Below are 16,310 nucleotides of genomic sequence, written 5' to 3'. Positions count from 1 at the left end.
CGCTGTTGAGTTCTCAAGGAACGGACGCTTCCTTCGAGCCGCATTCCTGCGGACCCTCCGGGCGCTTCGTTCTTTCGTGTTCCCAGCTTATCAGACGTTTTCCGCTCCGTTTTCCGGAGTTTCATTCGATCCGATTCGCTTTCGCCTTTCGGCGCTCCCGAACTCTACCAGAGTTATTCGGTCCGCTTTTCCATCCGGAATTCGAATGGACGCGCGACGAATCGCTCATCGGGGTTTGGGGGGTTCCGCCTCCCGGTCCCAGCCGGTTCAGGCGACTCGGACTACGTTAGGTCACCAGGACGGGCGAGTCAAACACGACGGGGCCGGATCTGGCTGGATCCGACCCCTGTTCGCGGTCTCCGCAGGTCAACTGCGGTCTGGTTCAAGCCGTCTGCCGACAGCTGACGAGCGGACGACTGGCGAGCGGACGACTCACGCGCCGGCGAGTTCGACGGCGGCGAGGTTGCGCTTGCCGCGGCGCAGGACGAGCCAGCGGCCGTGCAGGAGGTCGTCGGTGGTGGCGACGGCTTCCTCGTCGGTGACCTTGGCGTTGTTGAGGTAGGCGCCGCCCTCCTTGATGGTGCGGCGGGCGCCGGAACGGCTGGGGGCCAGGCCGGATTCGACCAGTAGGTCGACGAGCTGGCCGAGTTCGGTGACCGTCGCCTTCGGGACCTCGGCGAGGGCCGCGGCGAGGGTGGCGGGTTCGAGGTCGGCGAGGTCGCCCTGGCCGAAGAGGGCCTTGGAGGCGGCGACGGCGCGCTCGTACTGCTCGGCTCCGTGGACGAGGGTGGTGAGTTCCTCGGCGAGGGCGCGCTGGGCGAGGCGGGCGGCGGGGCGTTCGGCGGTGTCGCGTTCGAGCTGCTCGATCTCCTCGTGGCTACGGAAGGAGAAGATCCGCAGGAACTTGGGGATGTCGCGGTCGTCGGCGTTCAGCCAGAACTGGTAGAAGGCGTAGGGGGTGGTGAGTTCGGGGTCGAGCCAGACGGTGCCGGACTCGGTCTTGCCGAACTTGGTGCCGTCGGCCTTGGTGATCAGCGGGGTGGCGAGGGCGTGCACGGAGCGGCCCTCGGCCTTGCGGATCAGGTCGCTGCCGGCGGTGAGGTTGCCCCACTGGTCGCTGCCGCCGGTCTGCAGGGTGCAGTCGTAGCGGCGGTTCAGTTCCAGGAAGTCCATGCCCTGGAGGATCTGGTAGCTGAACTCGGTGTAGCTGATGCCCGCGTCGGAGTTGAGGCGGCGGGCCACCGCCTCCTTGGCGATCATGTTGTTGACGCGGAAGTACTTGCCGACGTCGCGCAGCAGCGAGATGGCCGACATGCCGGACGTCCAGTCCAGGTTGTTGACCATGCGGGCGGCGTACTCGCCCTCGAAGTCGAGGAAGCGGGCCACCTGACCGCGCAGGCGCTCGACCCAGCCGGCCACCGTCTCGGGGTCGTTGAGGACGCGCTCGGCGGTGGGCTTGGGGTCGCCGATCAGGCCGGTCGCGCCGCCGACCAGGCCGAGCGGGAGGTTCCCGGCCTGCTGGATGCGGCGCATGGTGAGGATCTGGACCAGGTTGCCGAGGTGCAGGCTGGGGGCGGTCGGGTCGAAGCCGCAATAGAACGTGACCGGGCCGTCCGCGAACGCCTTGCGCAGTGCGTCCTCGTCAGTGGACAGGGCGATCAGCCCGCGCCACTGCAGCTCGTCGACGATGTCGGTCACGGTCCCGCGTCTCCTTCGGTCGGGTGCCCGGCGCGGTGGGCCCGGTGGGCGGCGCGCCTGGACGGTTCCAGCGGGGTAGAGCCTACGCGCTCGGGGTCCGGGGGTTTCGGCGCAGGTCGGTGGGCGGGGGCGGAAATTCCGTTGTTCGGGGGGAGGCGGGCGTTCACAGTGGTGCCACCGCCGTGCGGCGGGGGCGAGCACTGGAGGTGGCCCGTTATGCGCAACACCCTTGTCCTGAACGCGAGCTACGAACCGTTGAGCACGGTGCCGCTGCGCCGTGCCGTGGTGCTGGTCCTACAGGACAAGGCGGTGGTCGAGCAGGCGCATCCGCTGCGGGTGGTGCGCGGTTCGGGGGTGCAGCTGCCGGTGCCGCGGGTGATCAGGCTGACCAGGTACGTGCGGGTGCCGTTCCGACAACGGGCTCCGTGGTCGCGGCGGGGGGTGCTGGCGCGGGACCAGTTCCTGTGCGCGTACTGCGGGCGGCGGGGCAGCACGGTGGATCACCTGGCGCCCAAGTCGCGCGGTGGGGCGGACAGTTGGCTGAACACCGTGGCGGCCTGCGGGGAGTGCAACCAGCGCAAGGCGGACCGGACGCCGGAGCAAGCGGGGATGCGGCTGCTGCGGCGGCCGTTCGAGCCGACGCCGGAGGCGACGTTGATGCTCGCGCTCGGGTTGCGGGCGGGTGAGCTGGGGGAGCTGGCCGCCTGGCTGCCGGGGGGCCGGAGCTCAGCGGTGACCGCAGCGGCGACCGTACCGGCGGTCGCACCGGTGGCCGTACCGGTGGCCGTACCGGCGGTGACCGTGCCGGTGACGGCGAGCGCGTGAGAGACCGACGGGCCCGACCTGATCAGGGGACAGGTCGGGCCCGTCGTCGTGCTGCGGGCCGCGGCTGAGCGAGGTGGGCCGCAGCTGAGCGGGGCGGGGTCAGCCCTTGCTGGTGAAGGCGGTGACCGCGCTGTAGTTGGAGGCGTGCTCGGGGACGGCCACCAGGTGCCCGGTGGAGGTGCGCACCCGGCCGGCCGTGAGCAGCGAGCCGGTGCCCTGCGGGAAGGCGCCGCCCTGGGTCTCCTGGCCGCCGGAAAGCGCGAAGCGGCTGAGGTGGGCGGGCTGGTCGCCGTGCTCGTCGGCGGCGACCACCAGGCCGCCGGCGTCGACCCCGATCGGGCGGGCCTTGCTCTTCTCGGCGACGGGGGTGCGCCACTGCGGCTTGCCGGTGGTGAGGTCGTAGGCGGTGATCGCGGTGGGGTTGCCGCCGCTCTCGGGGACGACCGCGGCGAACATCGTGCTGCCCTGGAAGTACACGCCGGGGACGGGGTCGAAGCCGCCGCGGCCGACGTCCAGCCGGCCGCCGCCCTCGACGGCGAGCGGGATCTCGGCGGCCGGGTCACCCTCGGCGCCCCAGGCGAACACCCGCTCGTCCTCGGGCTTCTCGCCGGTGGTGAGCACCACGGCGGGTTCGGCGGAGAGCACGGTGACGGTGGTGGGCTGGTTGTTCAGGCCGCGCCAGAACCTGACCTTGCCGTCGGAGACGTTGAGCGCGACGGCCTGGTCGGCGGGCGTGGAGTCGGCGCAGCGGCTGTGCAGCACCACGACGGAGGCGCCGGCGTTGCCGGAGAGCGTGCAGAACTTGCCCTGGCCGGTGTACTGCCAGGCTTCGGCGCCGTCGGCGGCGGCCCAGGCGGCGGCCTTGTCCTCGCCGACCGCGATCACCTTGTCGTCGGTGACGGCGACGTGGGTGGTGTAGCCGTCCTTGGCGTCGGAGAGCGTCTTCGTCCAGACCGCCTGGCCGGACTTGGTGTCGACGGCGGCGACGGTGCTGCACGGGCTCTTCGGGTCGGCGGCGGGGCGGTAGACGACCGCGCCGAGGCCGGAGCCGTTGACGGCCGGGGACAGGCCGCAGGGGACGGCGCCGTCGGCGGGGGCCTTGAGCTCCCAGGTGGGCTTGCCGTCGGCGAGGGCGTAGGCGTGCACGCCCGTCCCGTCGGCGCGGACCACGGTGTCGGCCAGCAGCCAGCTGCCGGCCAGGGTGTCGTCGGCGCCCTGGGTGTCGGCGGCGGCCTGGGCGGCGGCCACCGTCCAGGCCTTGGTGTGGGCGACGGCGATGTTCTGCGAGCCGCCCTGGGCGGCCCGGGCGGCGGGCGTCTCGGCGTCGTCGTCGGACGTCGCGAGCACGCCCGCGGTGATCAGCACGGCCAGGGCGGCGACGCCCGCGCCGACCCGGATCGCCAGGCCGCGGCGGGTGGGCGCGCCCTCGCCGGAGAGCACCGCGGCCCGGGCCCGGGCGGCGAGGCCGGTGGCGGCGGGCCGCTCCCGGCCGGGGGTCGCCGCGCCGGACGGGCCGGTGGTGGCGGGGACGCCGTCGCCGCCGGGGGCGAACGGGTCCTCGGCGCTGGTCTGCGGGTAGTCGGAGGCGGGGGCCTGGCCGGACGCGGGGGCGGCCCCGGCGGCGGGCTGCTGCCCGTACGGTGCGGCCTGCGGCGGGTCGAACGGGCTCGGGCCGGGCTCGGCGGGCGCGTAGAGCTGCTGGGCGGACGGGTCCTGGTAGCCGGTCGGCTGCCCGGCGTAGGGCGCCTGCTGCTCCGGGTAGCCGTAGCCGTGCTGCGGCTGGTCCTGGTAGGGCTGGTCCTGGTAGGGCTGCTCCGGGTAGCCGTACGCCTGCTGCTGGCCGGGGTGGGGCTGCTGCCCGTAGGCGGTCTGCTGGTCCGGGTAGCCGTAGCCCTGCTGCTGCGGGTCGGCGTAGGACGCCTGCTGCTCCGGGTGGCCGTAGGGCTGCGGCTGCTCGCCGTGGGGCTGCTGCCCGTACGCCTGCTGTTCCGGGTAGCCCTGCTGCTGGGGGTACCACGGTTGCTGGTCGTACCCGGGGGTCGTGGATGGTTCCTGAGCCATGCGTTCCGTCCGTCCCGACTGCGGTCTGGCAAGGGGCCAGCATCTCACGGCGCGGGGGCGGGACTTGCCCGGGCTGCCGCGGGGGCCGACGGGGTCCGGGCGGGGCCGGACGGGGGCGGCGGGGGCGGGCGGGGTCAGGCGGCGTCGTCGAGGGCGCGGTCGATCAGGTGGGCGAGTGTGATGTCGAGGCTGGTCAGGCCGTCCGCACTGTGGGTGGTGAGCAGGAAGGTGAGGGTGCGCCAGCGGATGTCGATGTCGGGGTGGTGGTCGAGTGCCTCGGCCTGTTCGGCGACGGCGCCGACGACCCTGATCGCGGTGGGGAAGCTCGCGGTCTCGGCGGTGCGGGTGATGGCCTCGCCGGTGCGGGTCCACTGCGGGAGGTCGGCGAGGGCGTTGGCGATCTGCTCCTCGCTGAGGCGGGTGCGGCTCATGGCGGTCTCCGTCCGGGCTGCGGCCGCGGGGGCGGCCGTGACTCACCGCCGAGCCTACGTCGCCCGGGAAAGGCCCAGCCAGACGGGCCGCGACGGGGGCGGGGAGGGTCGGCGGGGGAGGTCGGCGGGAGGGCCGGGGAGGTTCAGAAGAAGAGCAGTTTGGTGACGGCGGCGAGGCCGACCAGCACGATCAGGGTGCGCAGCGCGATCGGCGGCAGGCGGCGGCCGATTTTGGCGCCGAACGCGCCGCCGAGGGTGGCGCCGACGGCGACCAGCAGGGCGGCGGTCCAGTCGATGCTGGAGGCGAAGAGGAAGAAGACCGCGGCGACGCCGTTGACGAGCATGGCGAGGACGTTCTTGATGCCGTTGACGGTCTGGAGGTCGTCGGGGAGCAGCATGCCCATCAGGGCGAGCAGCAGGACGCCCTGGGCGGCGCCGAAGTAGCCGCCGTAGACGCCGGTGAGGCCGATGCAGAACAGCAGCGGCCAGCCGCCGTCGGCGGTGGCGGCGGTGCCGGCGGCGGCGCGGCGGGCGGCCATCGCGCGGGCCACCCGGGGTTGCAGGACGACCAGGACCAGGGCGGTGAGGATGAGGACCGGGACGACGGCCTCGAAGGCGCTGCCGGGGAGGGTGACCAGCAGGGCGGCGCCGGTGAGTCCGCCGAGCAGCGAGGCGGTGCCGAAGCGGAGCAGGCGGTGGCGCTGGCCGGCGAGTTCGGCGCGGTAGCCGATCGCGCCGGCCAGTGAACCGGGCACCAGGCCGAGGGAGTTGGAGACGTTGGCGGTGACGGGGGGCAGGCCGACGGCGAGCAGGACGGGGAAGGTGATCAGGGTGCCGGAGCCGACGATGGTGTTGATGGTCCCGGCGGCGACACCGGCCAGCAGGACGGCGGTCATCTCCCACAGCGTCATCGGCTTCCCCCTCGTTGGCTGCTGTCGCGCCGGTCGATCATGCCGGAGCGGCGCGCGGCTTGGCCAGGGCGGTCCGCCATCCGGAACGCGCCCGGAACGCGCCCGGAACGCGCCCGGAACGCGCCCGGGCCCCGGCCGACGCGGACGTCGGACGGGGCCCGGGCGGGGTGCGGTGCCGGTTACTCGTCGATCTTGGGGTACTCGCGGGTGGGCTCGACCCGGGGGCGGGCGGTCTTGTTCTCGGTGTCCACCGGGCGCGGGCCGGTGGCCGGGTCGACCGGGACGCGGGTGGCGGACGGCGGGACGGCCGCCGCCGCGGGGGCGCCGCCGCCGCCGGTGACGCCCTGGAAGGCGCCGCCGAGGCCCTTGAGCGCGTCGCCGACCTCGCTGGGGATGATCCAGAGCTTGTTGGCGTCGCCCTTGGCGAGCTCGGGCAGGGTCTGGAGGTACTGGTAGGCGAGCAGCTTCTGGTCGGCGTCGCCCTCGTGGATGGCCTCGAAGACGGTGCGGATCGCGGCGGCCTCACCGTCGGCCTTGAGGACGGCGGCCTGCGCCTCGCCCTCGGCCTGGAGCACGGCGGCCTGCTTCTCGCCCTCGGCGCGCAGGATCTGGGCCTGCCGGGCGCCTTCGGCGGTGAGGATCGCGGCGCGCTTGTCGCGGTCGGCGCGCATCTGCTTCTCCATCGAGTCCTGGATGGAGGTCGGCGGCTCGATCGCCTTCAGCTCGACCCGGTTGACCCGGATGCCCCAGCGGCCGGTGGCCTCGTCCAGCACGCCGCGCAGGCCGGCGTTGATGACCTCGCGGGAGGTCAGGGTGGACTCCAGGTCCATCGAGCCGATGATGTTGCGCAGGGTGGTGACGGTGAGCTGCTCGATGGCCTGGATGTAGCTGGCCACCTCGTAGGTCGCGGCCCGCGGGTCGGTCACCTGGTAGTAGATGACGGTGTCGATGTTGACGACCAGGTTGTCCGAGGTGATGACGGGCTGCGGCGGGAACGGGACGACCTGCTCGCGCAGGTCGATCCGGTTGCGGATGGTGTCGATGAACGGGACGACGATGTTCAGGCCGGCGCTGAGGGTACGGGTGTAGCGGCCGAAGCGCTCCACGATCGCCGCGCTGGCCTGCGGGATCACCTGGATCGTCTTGATCAGGGCGATGAAGGCCACCACGACCAGGACGATCAGGACGATGAGGACGGGTTCCAAGCGCTTCTCCCCTAGACGACCAGGGCGGTGGCGCCCTGGATTTCGACGACGTCGACCTGCTGCCCCGGCTCGAACACCGAGCCCGGGTGGAGCGCGCGGGCCGACCAGATCTCGCCGTTGAGCTTGATCCGTCCGCCCTCTCCCCCGTCGACTGTTTCCTGTACCACTGCGGTGGCGCCGGTCAGCGCCTCCACGCCCGTGCGGTAGCCCGGGCCCTTCTTGAGCTGGCGGTACGCGATCGGGCGGACGAACACCAGCAGCGCGGCCGAGACCGCGACGAACACCAGGAACTGCGGGACCACACCGCCGCCCAGTCCGGCCGTCAGCGCGGCGGCGCCGGCGCCGACCGCGAACATCGCCAACTCGGGCATCGCGGTGACCACCAGCGGAATGCCCAGGGCGACGGCGAGCAGCAGCCACCAGATCCAGCTGTCCACGGGCTCCATCCTAGGGAAGTCGGGTCTCTCCCCGCGTAGCTTCCCGCAGGTGGGGCAGCGGAAACCGGCCGTGTGTACGACCGGTCCCCGTCGATCGGTTCGCGTCCGCCGGTTCGCGTCCGCAGGTCTCCGTCCCCGGTCGCCGCCCGCCGGTCGCCGCCCGCCGCCGCGCGTCCCGCCGCCGCGGTTCAGCCGAGCGGCAGGCCCTGCGCGGTCCACCGGTCGCCGCGCTGCTCCAGGGTCAGCGGCAGGCCGAAGCAGTGCGAGAGGTTGCGGGCGGTGAGGGTGGTCCCGATCGGTCCGGCCGTCATCACCTTGCCCTGACGGATCATCAGCACGTGGGTCATGCCGGGGACGATCTCCTCGACGTGGTGGGTGACCATCACCATGGACGGCGCGTACTCGTCCCCGGCGAGCGCGGCGAGGCGGCGGATCAGGTCCTCCCGGCCGCCGAGGTCGAGGCCGGCGGCGGGCTCGTCGAGCAGCAGCAGCTCGGGGTCGGTCATCAGGGCGCGGGCGATCAGGGTGCGCTTGCGCTCGCCCTCGGAGAGGCTGCCGAACTTGCGGCCGACGAAACCGGCCATGCCGAGCCGGTCGAGCAGCAGGAGGGCGCGCTGCTCGTCGGAGTCCTCGTAGGTCTCCTTGCCGTGCACGGTCTGCCCGTACGCGGCGGTCAGCACCGTCTCCAGCACGGTCTGGCCGACCGGCAGCTTCTCGTACATCGCGGCGCTGGCCAGGCCGATCCGGGCCCGCTGCTCGAACACGTCGACCTGGTCGAGCTTCTCGCCGAGCACCACGGCCTCGCCGGAGCTGGGGAACAGGTAGGCGCCGGCGATCTGGAGCAGCGTGGTCTTGCCCGCGCCGTTCGGGCCGAGCACCACCCAGCGCTCGCCCTCCCGGACCGACCAGGACACGTGATCGACGAGCGCGCGCCCCTCCCGGACCACGGAAACGTCCACCAGCTCCAGCACGTCGCTCATGCCTACGCCTTCCCCAAATGCAAGAATCCGGCCGTCCGTGGGACCTGGGCGTGAGGTCCTCGGGGTGCGGTCCACCTGTGTCAGGCCAAACCTACGCCACCCGCCCGGCGCGCTTGTCCGTAGGCTGGTCCGATGCTCGTCACTCCTGCCGACAATCCGTACCAAGAGCCCCGTTCGGGGCGGCTCACCGCCTGGGGCAACGCGCTGCTGGCCGGCGCCTCCTCCCCCGACGACGCGGTCGCCGCCGTCCAGGGCGCGGACGACGCCCACCGGGTGACCGGCCTGCCCGGCGAGGCCCCGGACTCGCTGCACGGCCTGACCTGGGCGCTGGGGCGGCTGCGCTCGCTGGGCGCGCGGGGCCTGCGGCTGGCCCTCCCGGTGGCCGGGCACCCGCTCGGGCTGACCGGCCCGCCCGCGTTCAACGCGCTGGCGCTGGGCGCCGGCGAGGCCGTCCTGGCGGTCGGCGTCCCGTACGGGCTGGTGCCGGAGGTCGAGGTGTACGGGCCGGCCGGCGACCAGGGCGTGCGGGTGCTGTGGCAGTGCCTGCCGGTCGAGGACGCGCCGCCCGCCGACGTGCCCTCGCTGGACGAGGCCGAGCGCGAACTGGCCGACGGGCTGCGGGAGGCGACCGCCGCGCTGACCCGGCTGGACGTGGCGGGGGCCGGGCCGGAGACGCTGCGCGCCCTGGAGTCCTTCCGCCGGCAGGGCCACCGCGAGCTGCTGGCACCCGGCTACCCGCCGCGCGCGGTGCGGGTGCTGCAGTCGGCCCGGCAGGTGTCCGCGCTGCTGCACATCGCGGCGGGCGGGCACGGGGCGGCGGTCTCCGCCTCCGAGATGGCCGCCCGGCGGGAGACCCTCGCCCCGCTGGACCGCACCGCCCGGCGGGCCCAGGTCGCGGCGCACAACGCGGCGGTGGACGAGCGGCACTGAACTCCTCGACCCCGCCTGCGGACGTCAGCCCTGGTTGCGGACGGCCCACAGGGCGGCCTGGGTGCGGTCGGCGACGTCCAGCTTCATCAGGATGTTCGACACGTGCGTCTTGACCGTCTTCTCCGACAGGTGCAGGGCGCGGGCGATCTCCCGGTTGGAGCGGCCGTCGGCGATGTGCGAGAGCACCTCGCGCTCCCGGTCGGTGAGGGTCCCGCCGCGGCCCTGCGGCGCGGCCGGGACGTCCTCGGCGAGCAGCGCGGCGGCCAGTTCGGGCTGGAGCAGGACGTGTCCGGCGTGCACCGAGCGGATCGCCCCGGCCAGCGCCTCCGGGTCGACGTCCTTGTACACGTAGCCCGCGGCGCCCGCGCGCAGCGCCGGGACCACGGTGCGGTGCTCGGTGAAGCTGGTGACGATCAGCACCCGGGCCGCGCTGCCGCGCTCGCGCAGCAGGCGCAGCGCCTCGATGCCGTCGACCTTGGGCATCTTGAGGTCCATCAGGACCACGTCGGGGGCGAGTTCGGCGGCCCGCTCGACGGCCTCGGCGCCGTCGGCGGCCTCGCCGACCACCTCGATGTCGTCCTGCACCTCCAGGAAGGTGCGCAGGCCGCGCCGGACCACCTGGTGGTCGTCCACCAGCAGCACGCGGATCGGTGACGCGGTGTCAGGCACCGGGGACCTCCAGTTCGACCAGGGTGCCCCGGCCCGGGGCGGACTCCAGGGACAGCCGGCCGCCGACCGCGGCGGCCCGGTCGCGCATCGACACCAGCCCGAGGTGCCGGCCGGCCCGGCGCACCGACTCGGGGTCGAAGCCGCGGCCGTCGTCGCGGACGGTCAGCTTGACGCCGCGGTTCGGGGTGCCGGTGAGGGTGACCGTGACGGTGCCGGCCCGGGCGTGCCGCAGCGCGTTGTGCAGCGCCTCCTGGGCGACCCGCAGGACGGCCGCCTCCTGGGCGGCGGGCAGTGCGCGGACGCCGGTGGCGGTGAAGGCGACGGCGGCGCTGTGGGCCCGGTCCAGCACCTGGACCTGCGAGGCGAGGGTGGCCACCAGGCCGTCCTCCTCCAGCGCGGCGGGGCGCAGTTCGACGACCACGGCGCGCAGTTCGTCGGCGGCCTCGGCGGCGAGCCGGGCCACCTCGGCCAGGTGGTCGCGGGCCCGGGCCGGGTCCCGGTCGACCAGCTTGGCGGCGGCGCGGGCGGTCAGCCGCAGCGAGAACAGCTTCTGCGAGACGGCGTCGTGCAGGTCGTGGGCGATCCGGGCCCGCTCGCCGGACAGGGTCAGTTCGCGGCTGCGCTCGTAGAGCCGGGCGTTGCCGAGGGCGAGCGCGGCGTGCGCGACCAGGATGCGCAGCAGTTCCTCGTCGTGGTCGGTGAAGCCGCCGGGCTTGTTGGCCAGGAACAGGGCGCCGGCGATCTCGTCCTCGTCCATGATCGGCATCCCGAGGAAGTCGGTCATGTCCGGGTGGGCGTCCGGCCAGCCGCCGAACGCGGGCGCGGTGCGGACGTCCTCCAGCCGGGTGGGTTCGCGGTCGTGCAGCATCGAGGCCAGCACGCCGTGCTGGCGCGGCAGCGGGCCGATCGCCCGCCACTGCTCGTCGCTCACCCCGTCCACCACGAACTGGGCGAACCCGCCGTGGTCGTCCGGCAGCCCGAGCGCCGCGTACTCGGCCCCGAGCAGGGTGCGCGCGGAGGCGGTGATCCGCCGCAGCACCTCCCGGACCTCCAGCGGCCGGGACATCGCCAGCACCGCCGTGCTGACCGCCTCGATCGCCTGCAACGACGGGTCGCACCGGGGACTGTCCATGCCGCCCACGCTACCGCCGGGCCCGCTCCGGCCGCCTCGGGCGCGGGGCCTAGGCCGGAGGGCCCCCCTCCGGGTGCGGCGGAACGGCGAAGGGCCCCCGGAGGGGCCCTTCGCGCACGGTGCCGGAGCGGTGCCGGCGGGGTCAGCCGTTCTGCATGACCTCGGGTTCGTGGCGCTTCTGGAAGCGCTGGATGGCGAAGCCCAGGCCCGCCGCGATCAGGACCAGGACGAACCAGTTGAGGAACATGATGCCCGCCGAGTGGTCCCAGAGGGAGTCCAGCGGGGCGGTCTCCGGGGGCTTGGCCACGACCACCGGGGAGATGTGGGCGAGGTCGAGCGTGTTGCCGCTGGCGGCGACGCCCCAGCGGGCGGGCATCAGCCAGCCGAGCTGCTCCAGGCCGGGCTTGTCGAAGAGCTGGAAGATCGCGCCGGTGAAGACCATCTGGACGATGGCGAACATGACCAGCAGGGGCATGGTCTTCTCGGCGGTCTTGACCAGCGAGGAGATCGCCAGGCCGACCATCATGGAGGTGAAGCTGAGCAGGATCACGCCGACGGACATCTCGACCGCGGGCAGGTGCTTGAGGATCAGGCCCTCGGCGGGGAGGGTGCGGACCTTGAACGCGATCGCGGAGATGATGCCGCCCTGGAGGAAGCTGATCGCGCCGAGCACGATGAACTTCGAGGCCAGGTAGGCGGAGCGGGACAGGCCGGTGGCGCGCTCCCGCTCGTAGATCGCGCGTTCCTTGATGAGTTCGCGGACCGAGTTCGCCGAGCCGGACAGGCAGGCGGAGAACGCGACGACCATCAGGATCAGCCGGGCGACGTCGTTGCGGCCGTTGCCGCACGGGGCGAGGCCGCACTTGTCGGGGATGACGGCGGAGACCGCGCCGAGGACCAGCGGCAGCAGCAGGGACAGTGCGATGAAGCCCTTGTCCGAGGCGATCACCGCCAGGTAGCGGCGGATCAGCGTCCACAGCTGGGAGCCCCAGCTCTGCGGCTTGGGCGGGCGCAGCTGGTTGACCGCGTTGGGCTGCTGCACCTGGGAGACCGCGGCGTCCACGTTGGCCGAGTACTGCTGGTGGTGGACGGAGTTGCGGTAGCGGCCGGCCCAGTCGTGGTCGGGGTAGTTCTCGAACGCCTGGAAGACGTCGGCCCAGGTCTCGTAGCCGAAGAAGTGCAGCGCCTCGCCGGGCGGGCCGAAGTAGGCCACCGAGCCGCCGGGGGCCATCACCAGCAGCCGGTCGCAGAGCGCGAGTTCGGCGACCGAGTGGGTGACGACGAGGACGGTGCGGCCGTCGTCGGCCAGGCCGCGCAGGGTCTGCATGACCTCGCGGTCCATGCCCGGGTCGAGGCCGGAGGTGGGCTCGTCCAGGAAGATCAGCGAGGGCTTGGTGAGCAGCTCCAGGGCGACCGAGACGCGCTTCTGCTGGCCGCCGGAGAGCGCGGTGATCCGGTTGTCGGCGCGCTTGTCCAGGCGCAGTTCGTACAGCACCTCGTCGACCCGGCGCGCGCGCTCGGCGGCCTCGGTGTCGCCGGGGAAGCGCAGCTGGGCCGCGTACTTGAGGGCGGTGCGGACGGTGAGTTCCTTGTGCAGGATCTCGGACTGCGGGACGAGGCCGATCCGGGAGCGCAGTTCGGCGAACTGGCGGTACAGGTTGCGGCCGTCGTAGAGCACGTCGCCGCGGTCGGCGGGGCGGTAGCCGGTGAGGGCGCGCAGCAGGGTGGACTTGCCGGAGCCGGACGGGCCGATCACCGCGACCAGGGACTTCTCCGGGACGGAGAAGCTGACGTCGTCGAGCAGGACCTTCTTGCCGCCCTTGAAGTCGACCTCGACGGTCAGGTGGTGGGCGGAGAAGGAGACGGCGCCGTTGTCGACGAACTCCTGGAGCTGGTCGCCGACCAGCACGAAGGAGGAGTGGCCGACGGTGAGCCGGTCCTGCGGGCCCATCAGCTGGCGGCGGGTGGGCTGGCCGTTGAGGAAGATCCCGTTGTGGCTGCCGAGGTCGACGATCTCCCAGCGGCCGTCCGGGAGTTGGCGCAGCTCGGCGTGGTGGCGGGAGACCTGGAGGTCGGAGACCACGATGTCGTTGTCGAGCGCGCGGCCGATCCGGATGGTGCGGCCGCCGGCCAGGCTGCGGATCATCGTCGGGTGGCCGAGCCCGCCGACCGGGGCGCCCGGCTGCGGCAGCCCGGCCGGGACGTGCGGCTGCGCGGGCGGCGGCTCGGGGAACTGCTGCTGCACCGGGAACGGCTGCCGGGCCGGCGGCTGCGGCGGCTGGGCCTGCGGCGGGACGGGCGCGGGGGCCTGCTGCTGGGGGAAGCCGGGGCGCGGGGTGGGGGCGTCCCAGCCCTGCGGGATCGGCTGCTCGACCGGCGGCGGCCGGTGGCCCGGCACGGCGGCCGGGCCGGGGCCGAACTGCGGCTGCTGGTAGGGGGCCCGGCCCGGCTGCGGGCCGGCGGCGCGGCTGGTGGCGGCCTCGTGGATGCCGCCGCCCTGCGGGCCGGGGGCGGCGACCGGCGCGGTGAAGGCGAGCCGGGGTCCGTTCTGGCCGTTGCCGAGGTGCACGACGGTGCCGGGGTGGACCGCGGCCTGGGCGACCCGGGCCCCGGCGACGAAGGTGCCGTTGGTGGAGCCGTGGTCGGCGAGCTGCCAGGTGGCGCCGTCGAAGCTCAGGGCGGCGTGCCGCCAGGAGACCCGGGCGTCGTCGAACGGGAAGTCCGAAGCCGGATCGCGGCCGATGGTGTAGGCGCGGCCGGGTTCCAGTACCCGCTGCCGGCCGTCGATTTCAAGTACGAGTTGCGGCAACTCTCCGCCCGCCCTGCTCTCCGGTCCCCCAGGATGTTGCATCTGACGGGGGAATCATTCCAGCCCGGCGGGCGTACTCGGAAGTCGGGACGGGCTTCTGTGACCGCTCGGCAACCAGGTCGGGGCGGTTCCGGGGCATCCGGCGGGCCGCCGGGACGGCCCGGGTCGGGTGCGGGAGGAGCGCCGGGACGGGTGCGGGAGGAGCGCCGGGACGGGTGCCGGGCGGCGGGTCCGGCGGGCGTCCCACGAACCGGACGCCTGCGGTCGGGGCGCGGGCGGTCCGGGTAGCGTGGGGGGCACCATGAACGCAACTGATCCGGCCGCTCAGGCCCTTTCCGCCGCGCCGCCCGTGAGCACCGACGCCGAGCGCACGCTGCTGGTCAAGGTGTTCGGCAAGGACCGCCCCGGGATCACCGCGGGCCTGTTCGACCGGCTCGCCGGTTTCGGCGTCGAGGTGATCGACATCGAGCAGGTGGTGACCCGTGGCCGGATAACGCTGTGCGCCCTGGTCACTCCCCCGGCCGCGCCGGGCGCGGAGGGCGCGCTGCGGGTGACCGTGCACCGCTGGGCGGAGGAGCACAAGCTCCAGGCCGAGGTCATCTCCGGCACCGGCGACAACCGTTCGCGCGGCGAGGGCCGCTCGCACGTGACGGTGCTCGGCAATCCGCTGACGGCGGCGGCGGTGGCGGCGCTGTCGGCCCGGGTGTCGGAGACCGGCGGCAACATCGACCGGGTCTTCCGGCTCGCCAAGTACCCGGTGACCGCCGTGGAGTTGACCATCTCGGGGGTGCCCACCGAGGAGCTGCGCGCGGTGCTGGCGGCGGAGGCCGCGGCCCAGCGGGTGGACATCGCGGTGGTCCGGGCGGGCCTGTACCGGCGGGCCAAGCGCCTGGTGGTGATGGACGTGGACTCCACGCTGATCCAGGACGAGGTGATCGAGCTGTTCGCGGCCCACGCGGGCTGCGAGGAGCAGGTCGCCGAGGTGACCGCGCAGGCGATGCGCGGCGAGCTGGACTTCGCCGAGTCGCTGCGCGCCCGGGTGGCGCTGCTGGCCGGGCTGGACGCCGCGGTCACCGAGAAGGTCCGCGCCGAGGTCCGGCTGACCCCGGGCGCCCGGACGCTGATCCGCACCCTCAAGCGGCTCGGCTACCAGGTGGCGATCGTCTCCGGCGGGTTCACCCAGGTCACCGACCACCTGGTGGAGCGGCTGGGCCTGGACTTCGCCGCCGCCAACACCCTGGAGGTCGCGGACGGGAAGTTCACCGGCCGGGTGACCGGCGAGATCGTCGACCGGGCGGGCAAGGCCCGCTGGCTGGCCCGGTTCGCCGAGCGGGCCGGGGTGCCGCTGGAGCAGACGGTGGCGATCGGCGACGGCGCCAACGACCTGGACATGCTGAACGCGGCCGGGCTGGGCGTCGCGTTCAACGCCAAGCCGGTGGTCCGCGAGCAGGCCGACACCGCCGTGAACGTGCCGTTCCTGGACACCGTGCTGTACCTGCTCGGGGTGACCCGCGAGGAGGTCGAGGCGGCCGACGAGCTGGACGGCACGCCCACCGAGGACTGACGGCGCACCGACGGCGAGGGGCGGCACCCGCGTACGGGTACCGCCCCTCGCCGTCGGTGCGCCGTCGCCGCTCGGTCCCGCAGCGGCGTGAAGGCCGCCGCTCAGTCCTGCGGCATGAAGTACGAGTCGAGCCGGGCCACCCCGGGCTCGACCAGCTTCCACGGCCCGCCGAAGCTGAGCACGGCCACCGCGGCGGGCGGGAAGCCGTTCAGGCGCAGCCGGTTGAGCGCCTCGGTGTCGCCCTCGTCGCCGGCCAGCACCTGGGTGAGGCCGAGCACGCCGGGGTTGTGGCCGACCAGCAGCAGGTCGGCGTGCTCGTCGGGGGTCTCCTGGATGACCTCGATCAGCCGGCCGGGCTGGGCCTCGTACACCCGGTCCTCGTAGGCCGTCTTCCGGGCCCGCTTGGGCAGCTCGTGGGCGACCAGCTTCCAGGTCTCCCTGGTCCGCAGCGCGGTGGAGCACAGCACGTGGTCGGGGTTGACCCCGGAGTCGGCCAGCCAGCGGCCGGCCGCGGTGGCCTGGCCCCGGCCGCGGTCGGCGAGCGGGCGGTCGTGGTCGTTGACCTGGTTGGGCCAGTCGGCCCGGGCATGGCGGAGGACGATGATCCTACGAGGGGTGTCTGCGCTCATACCCCTAGAGCTTCGCAGAAAACCGGCCT

Annotated in this window: 13 protein-coding genes and 1 pseudogene; 3 read left to right on the top strand and 11 right to left on the bottom strand. The window is 73.7% G+C overall.

Annotated features, from left to right (window positions below):
• Positions 1-432 precede the first annotated feature (432 nt).
• A complete protein-coding gene (gene tyrS / locus ACIP60_RS30190; RefSeq protein WP_400690230.1) occupies positions 433-1,698 on the bottom strand; it encodes a tyrosine--tRNA ligase in 1,266 nt (421 codons plus the stop codon).
• 216 nt (positions 1,699-1,914) lie between these two features.
• On the opposite strand from tyrS, the pseudogene ACIP60_RS30185 reads away from it, so the two are divergent.
• Positions 1,915-2,430: pseudogene (locus tag ACIP60_RS30185) on the top strand (HNH endonuclease); the annotation flags it as partial.
• A 192-nt stretch (positions 2,431-2,622) separates the two neighbouring features.
• Here the strand turns inward: ACIP60_RS30185 and ACIP60_RS30180 are convergent.
• The 6 genes from ACIP60_RS30180 to ACIP60_RS30155 form a co-directional block, all read right to left on the bottom strand.
• The gene (locus tag ACIP60_RS30180) at positions 2,623-4,584 is read right to left on the bottom strand and encodes a PQQ-binding-like beta-propeller repeat protein (protein WP_400690228.1); all 1,962 of its coding nucleotides are present in this window, start codon (positions 4,582-4,584) and stop codon (positions 2,623-2,625) included.
• A gap of 134 nt (positions 4,585-4,718) precedes the next feature.
• Positions 4,719-5,015 carry a 4a-hydroxytetrahydrobiopterin dehydratase gene (locus tag ACIP60_RS30175; protein ID WP_400690224.1) on the bottom strand — a complete coding sequence of 99 codons (297 nt, stop codon included), beginning with the start codon at positions 5,013-5,015 and terminating at the stop codon, positions 4,719-4,721.
• Between the two features lie 143 nt (positions 5,016-5,158).
• Complete coding sequence (locus tag ACIP60_RS30170) at positions 5,159-5,926, bottom strand: sulfite exporter TauE/SafE family protein (RefSeq protein WP_400690222.1); 768 nt, start codon at positions 5,924-5,926, stop codon at positions 5,159-5,161.
• A gap of 179 nt (positions 5,927-6,105) precedes the next feature.
• Entirely contained in the window at positions 6,106-7,131 is a 1,026-nt protein-coding gene (locus tag ACIP60_RS30165; RefSeq protein WP_400690219.1) for an SPFH domain-containing protein, read from the bottom strand.
• 11 nt (positions 7,132-7,142) lie between these two features.
• Complete coding sequence (locus ACIP60_RS30160) at positions 7,143-7,577, bottom strand: NfeD family protein (protein ID WP_100840125.1); 435 nt, start codon at positions 7,575-7,577, stop codon at positions 7,143-7,145.
• A gap of 179 nt (positions 7,578-7,756) precedes the next feature.
• On the bottom strand, positions 7,757-8,548 hold the full coding sequence (locus ACIP60_RS30155) for an ABC transporter ATP-binding protein (protein ID WP_100840126.1): 792 nt from the start codon (positions 8,546-8,548) through the stop codon (positions 7,757-7,759).
• 132 nt (positions 8,549-8,680) lie between these two features.
• Between ACIP60_RS30155 and ACIP60_RS30150 the strand changes: the two genes are divergently transcribed.
• Positions 8,681-9,478 (top strand): hypothetical protein, encoded by a 798-nt coding sequence (locus ACIP60_RS30150; protein ID WP_400690215.1) that lies wholly within the window; start codon positions 8,681-8,683, stop codon positions 9,476-9,478.
• A gap of 24 nt (positions 9,479-9,502) precedes the next feature.
• On the opposite strand, the gene ACIP60_RS30145 is transcribed toward ACIP60_RS30150, so the two are convergent.
• The 3 genes from ACIP60_RS30145 to ACIP60_RS30135 all read right to left on the bottom strand — a co-directional run bounded on the left by ACIP60_RS30145 (position 9,503) and on the right by ACIP60_RS30135 (position 14,130).
• Entirely contained in the window at positions 9,503-10,147 is a 645-nt protein-coding gene (locus ACIP60_RS30145; RefSeq protein WP_400690213.1) for a response regulator, read from the bottom strand.
• Positions 10,140-11,279 carry a GAF domain-containing sensor histidine kinase gene (locus tag ACIP60_RS30140; protein ID WP_400690210.1) on the bottom strand — a complete coding sequence of 380 codons (1,140 nt, stop codon included), beginning with the start codon at positions 11,277-11,279 and terminating at the stop codon, positions 10,140-10,142. Before ACIP60_RS30140 ends, ACIP60_RS30145 begins: the two co-directional genes overlap by 8 nt.
• 142 nt (positions 11,280-11,421) lie before the next feature.
• Positions 11,422-14,130: an FHA domain-containing protein gene (locus tag ACIP60_RS30135; protein WP_400690208.1), complete on the bottom strand. Its 2,709-nt coding sequence runs from the start codon at positions 14,128-14,130 to the stop codon at positions 11,422-11,424.
• Positions 14,131-14,389: 259 nt separating this feature from the next.
• Between ACIP60_RS30135 and serB the strand changes: the two genes are divergently transcribed.
• The gene (gene serB / locus ACIP60_RS30130; protein ID WP_400690205.1) at positions 14,390-15,652 is read left to right on the top strand and encodes a phosphoserine phosphatase SerB; all 1,263 of its coding nucleotides are present in this window, start codon (positions 14,390-14,392) and stop codon (positions 15,650-15,652) included.
• Positions 15,653-15,753: 101 nt separating this feature from the next.
• Here serB and ACIP60_RS30125 read toward each other — a convergent pair whose 3' ends face one another.
• Positions 15,754-16,281 (bottom strand): histidine phosphatase family protein, encoded by a 528-nt coding sequence (locus tag ACIP60_RS30125; protein ID WP_100840131.1) that lies wholly within the window; start codon positions 16,279-16,281, stop codon positions 15,754-15,756.
• Between the last annotated feature and the right edge of the window lie 29 nt (positions 16,282-16,310).

It is taken from the genome of Kitasatospora sp. NPDC088783 (genome assembly GCF_044750705.1).
Classification (GTDB): Bacteria; Actinomycetota; Actinomycetes; order Streptomycetales; family Streptomycetaceae; genus Kitasatospora; species Kitasatospora fiedleri.
This window is presented reverse-complemented; position numbering and strand designations above follow the sequence as displayed.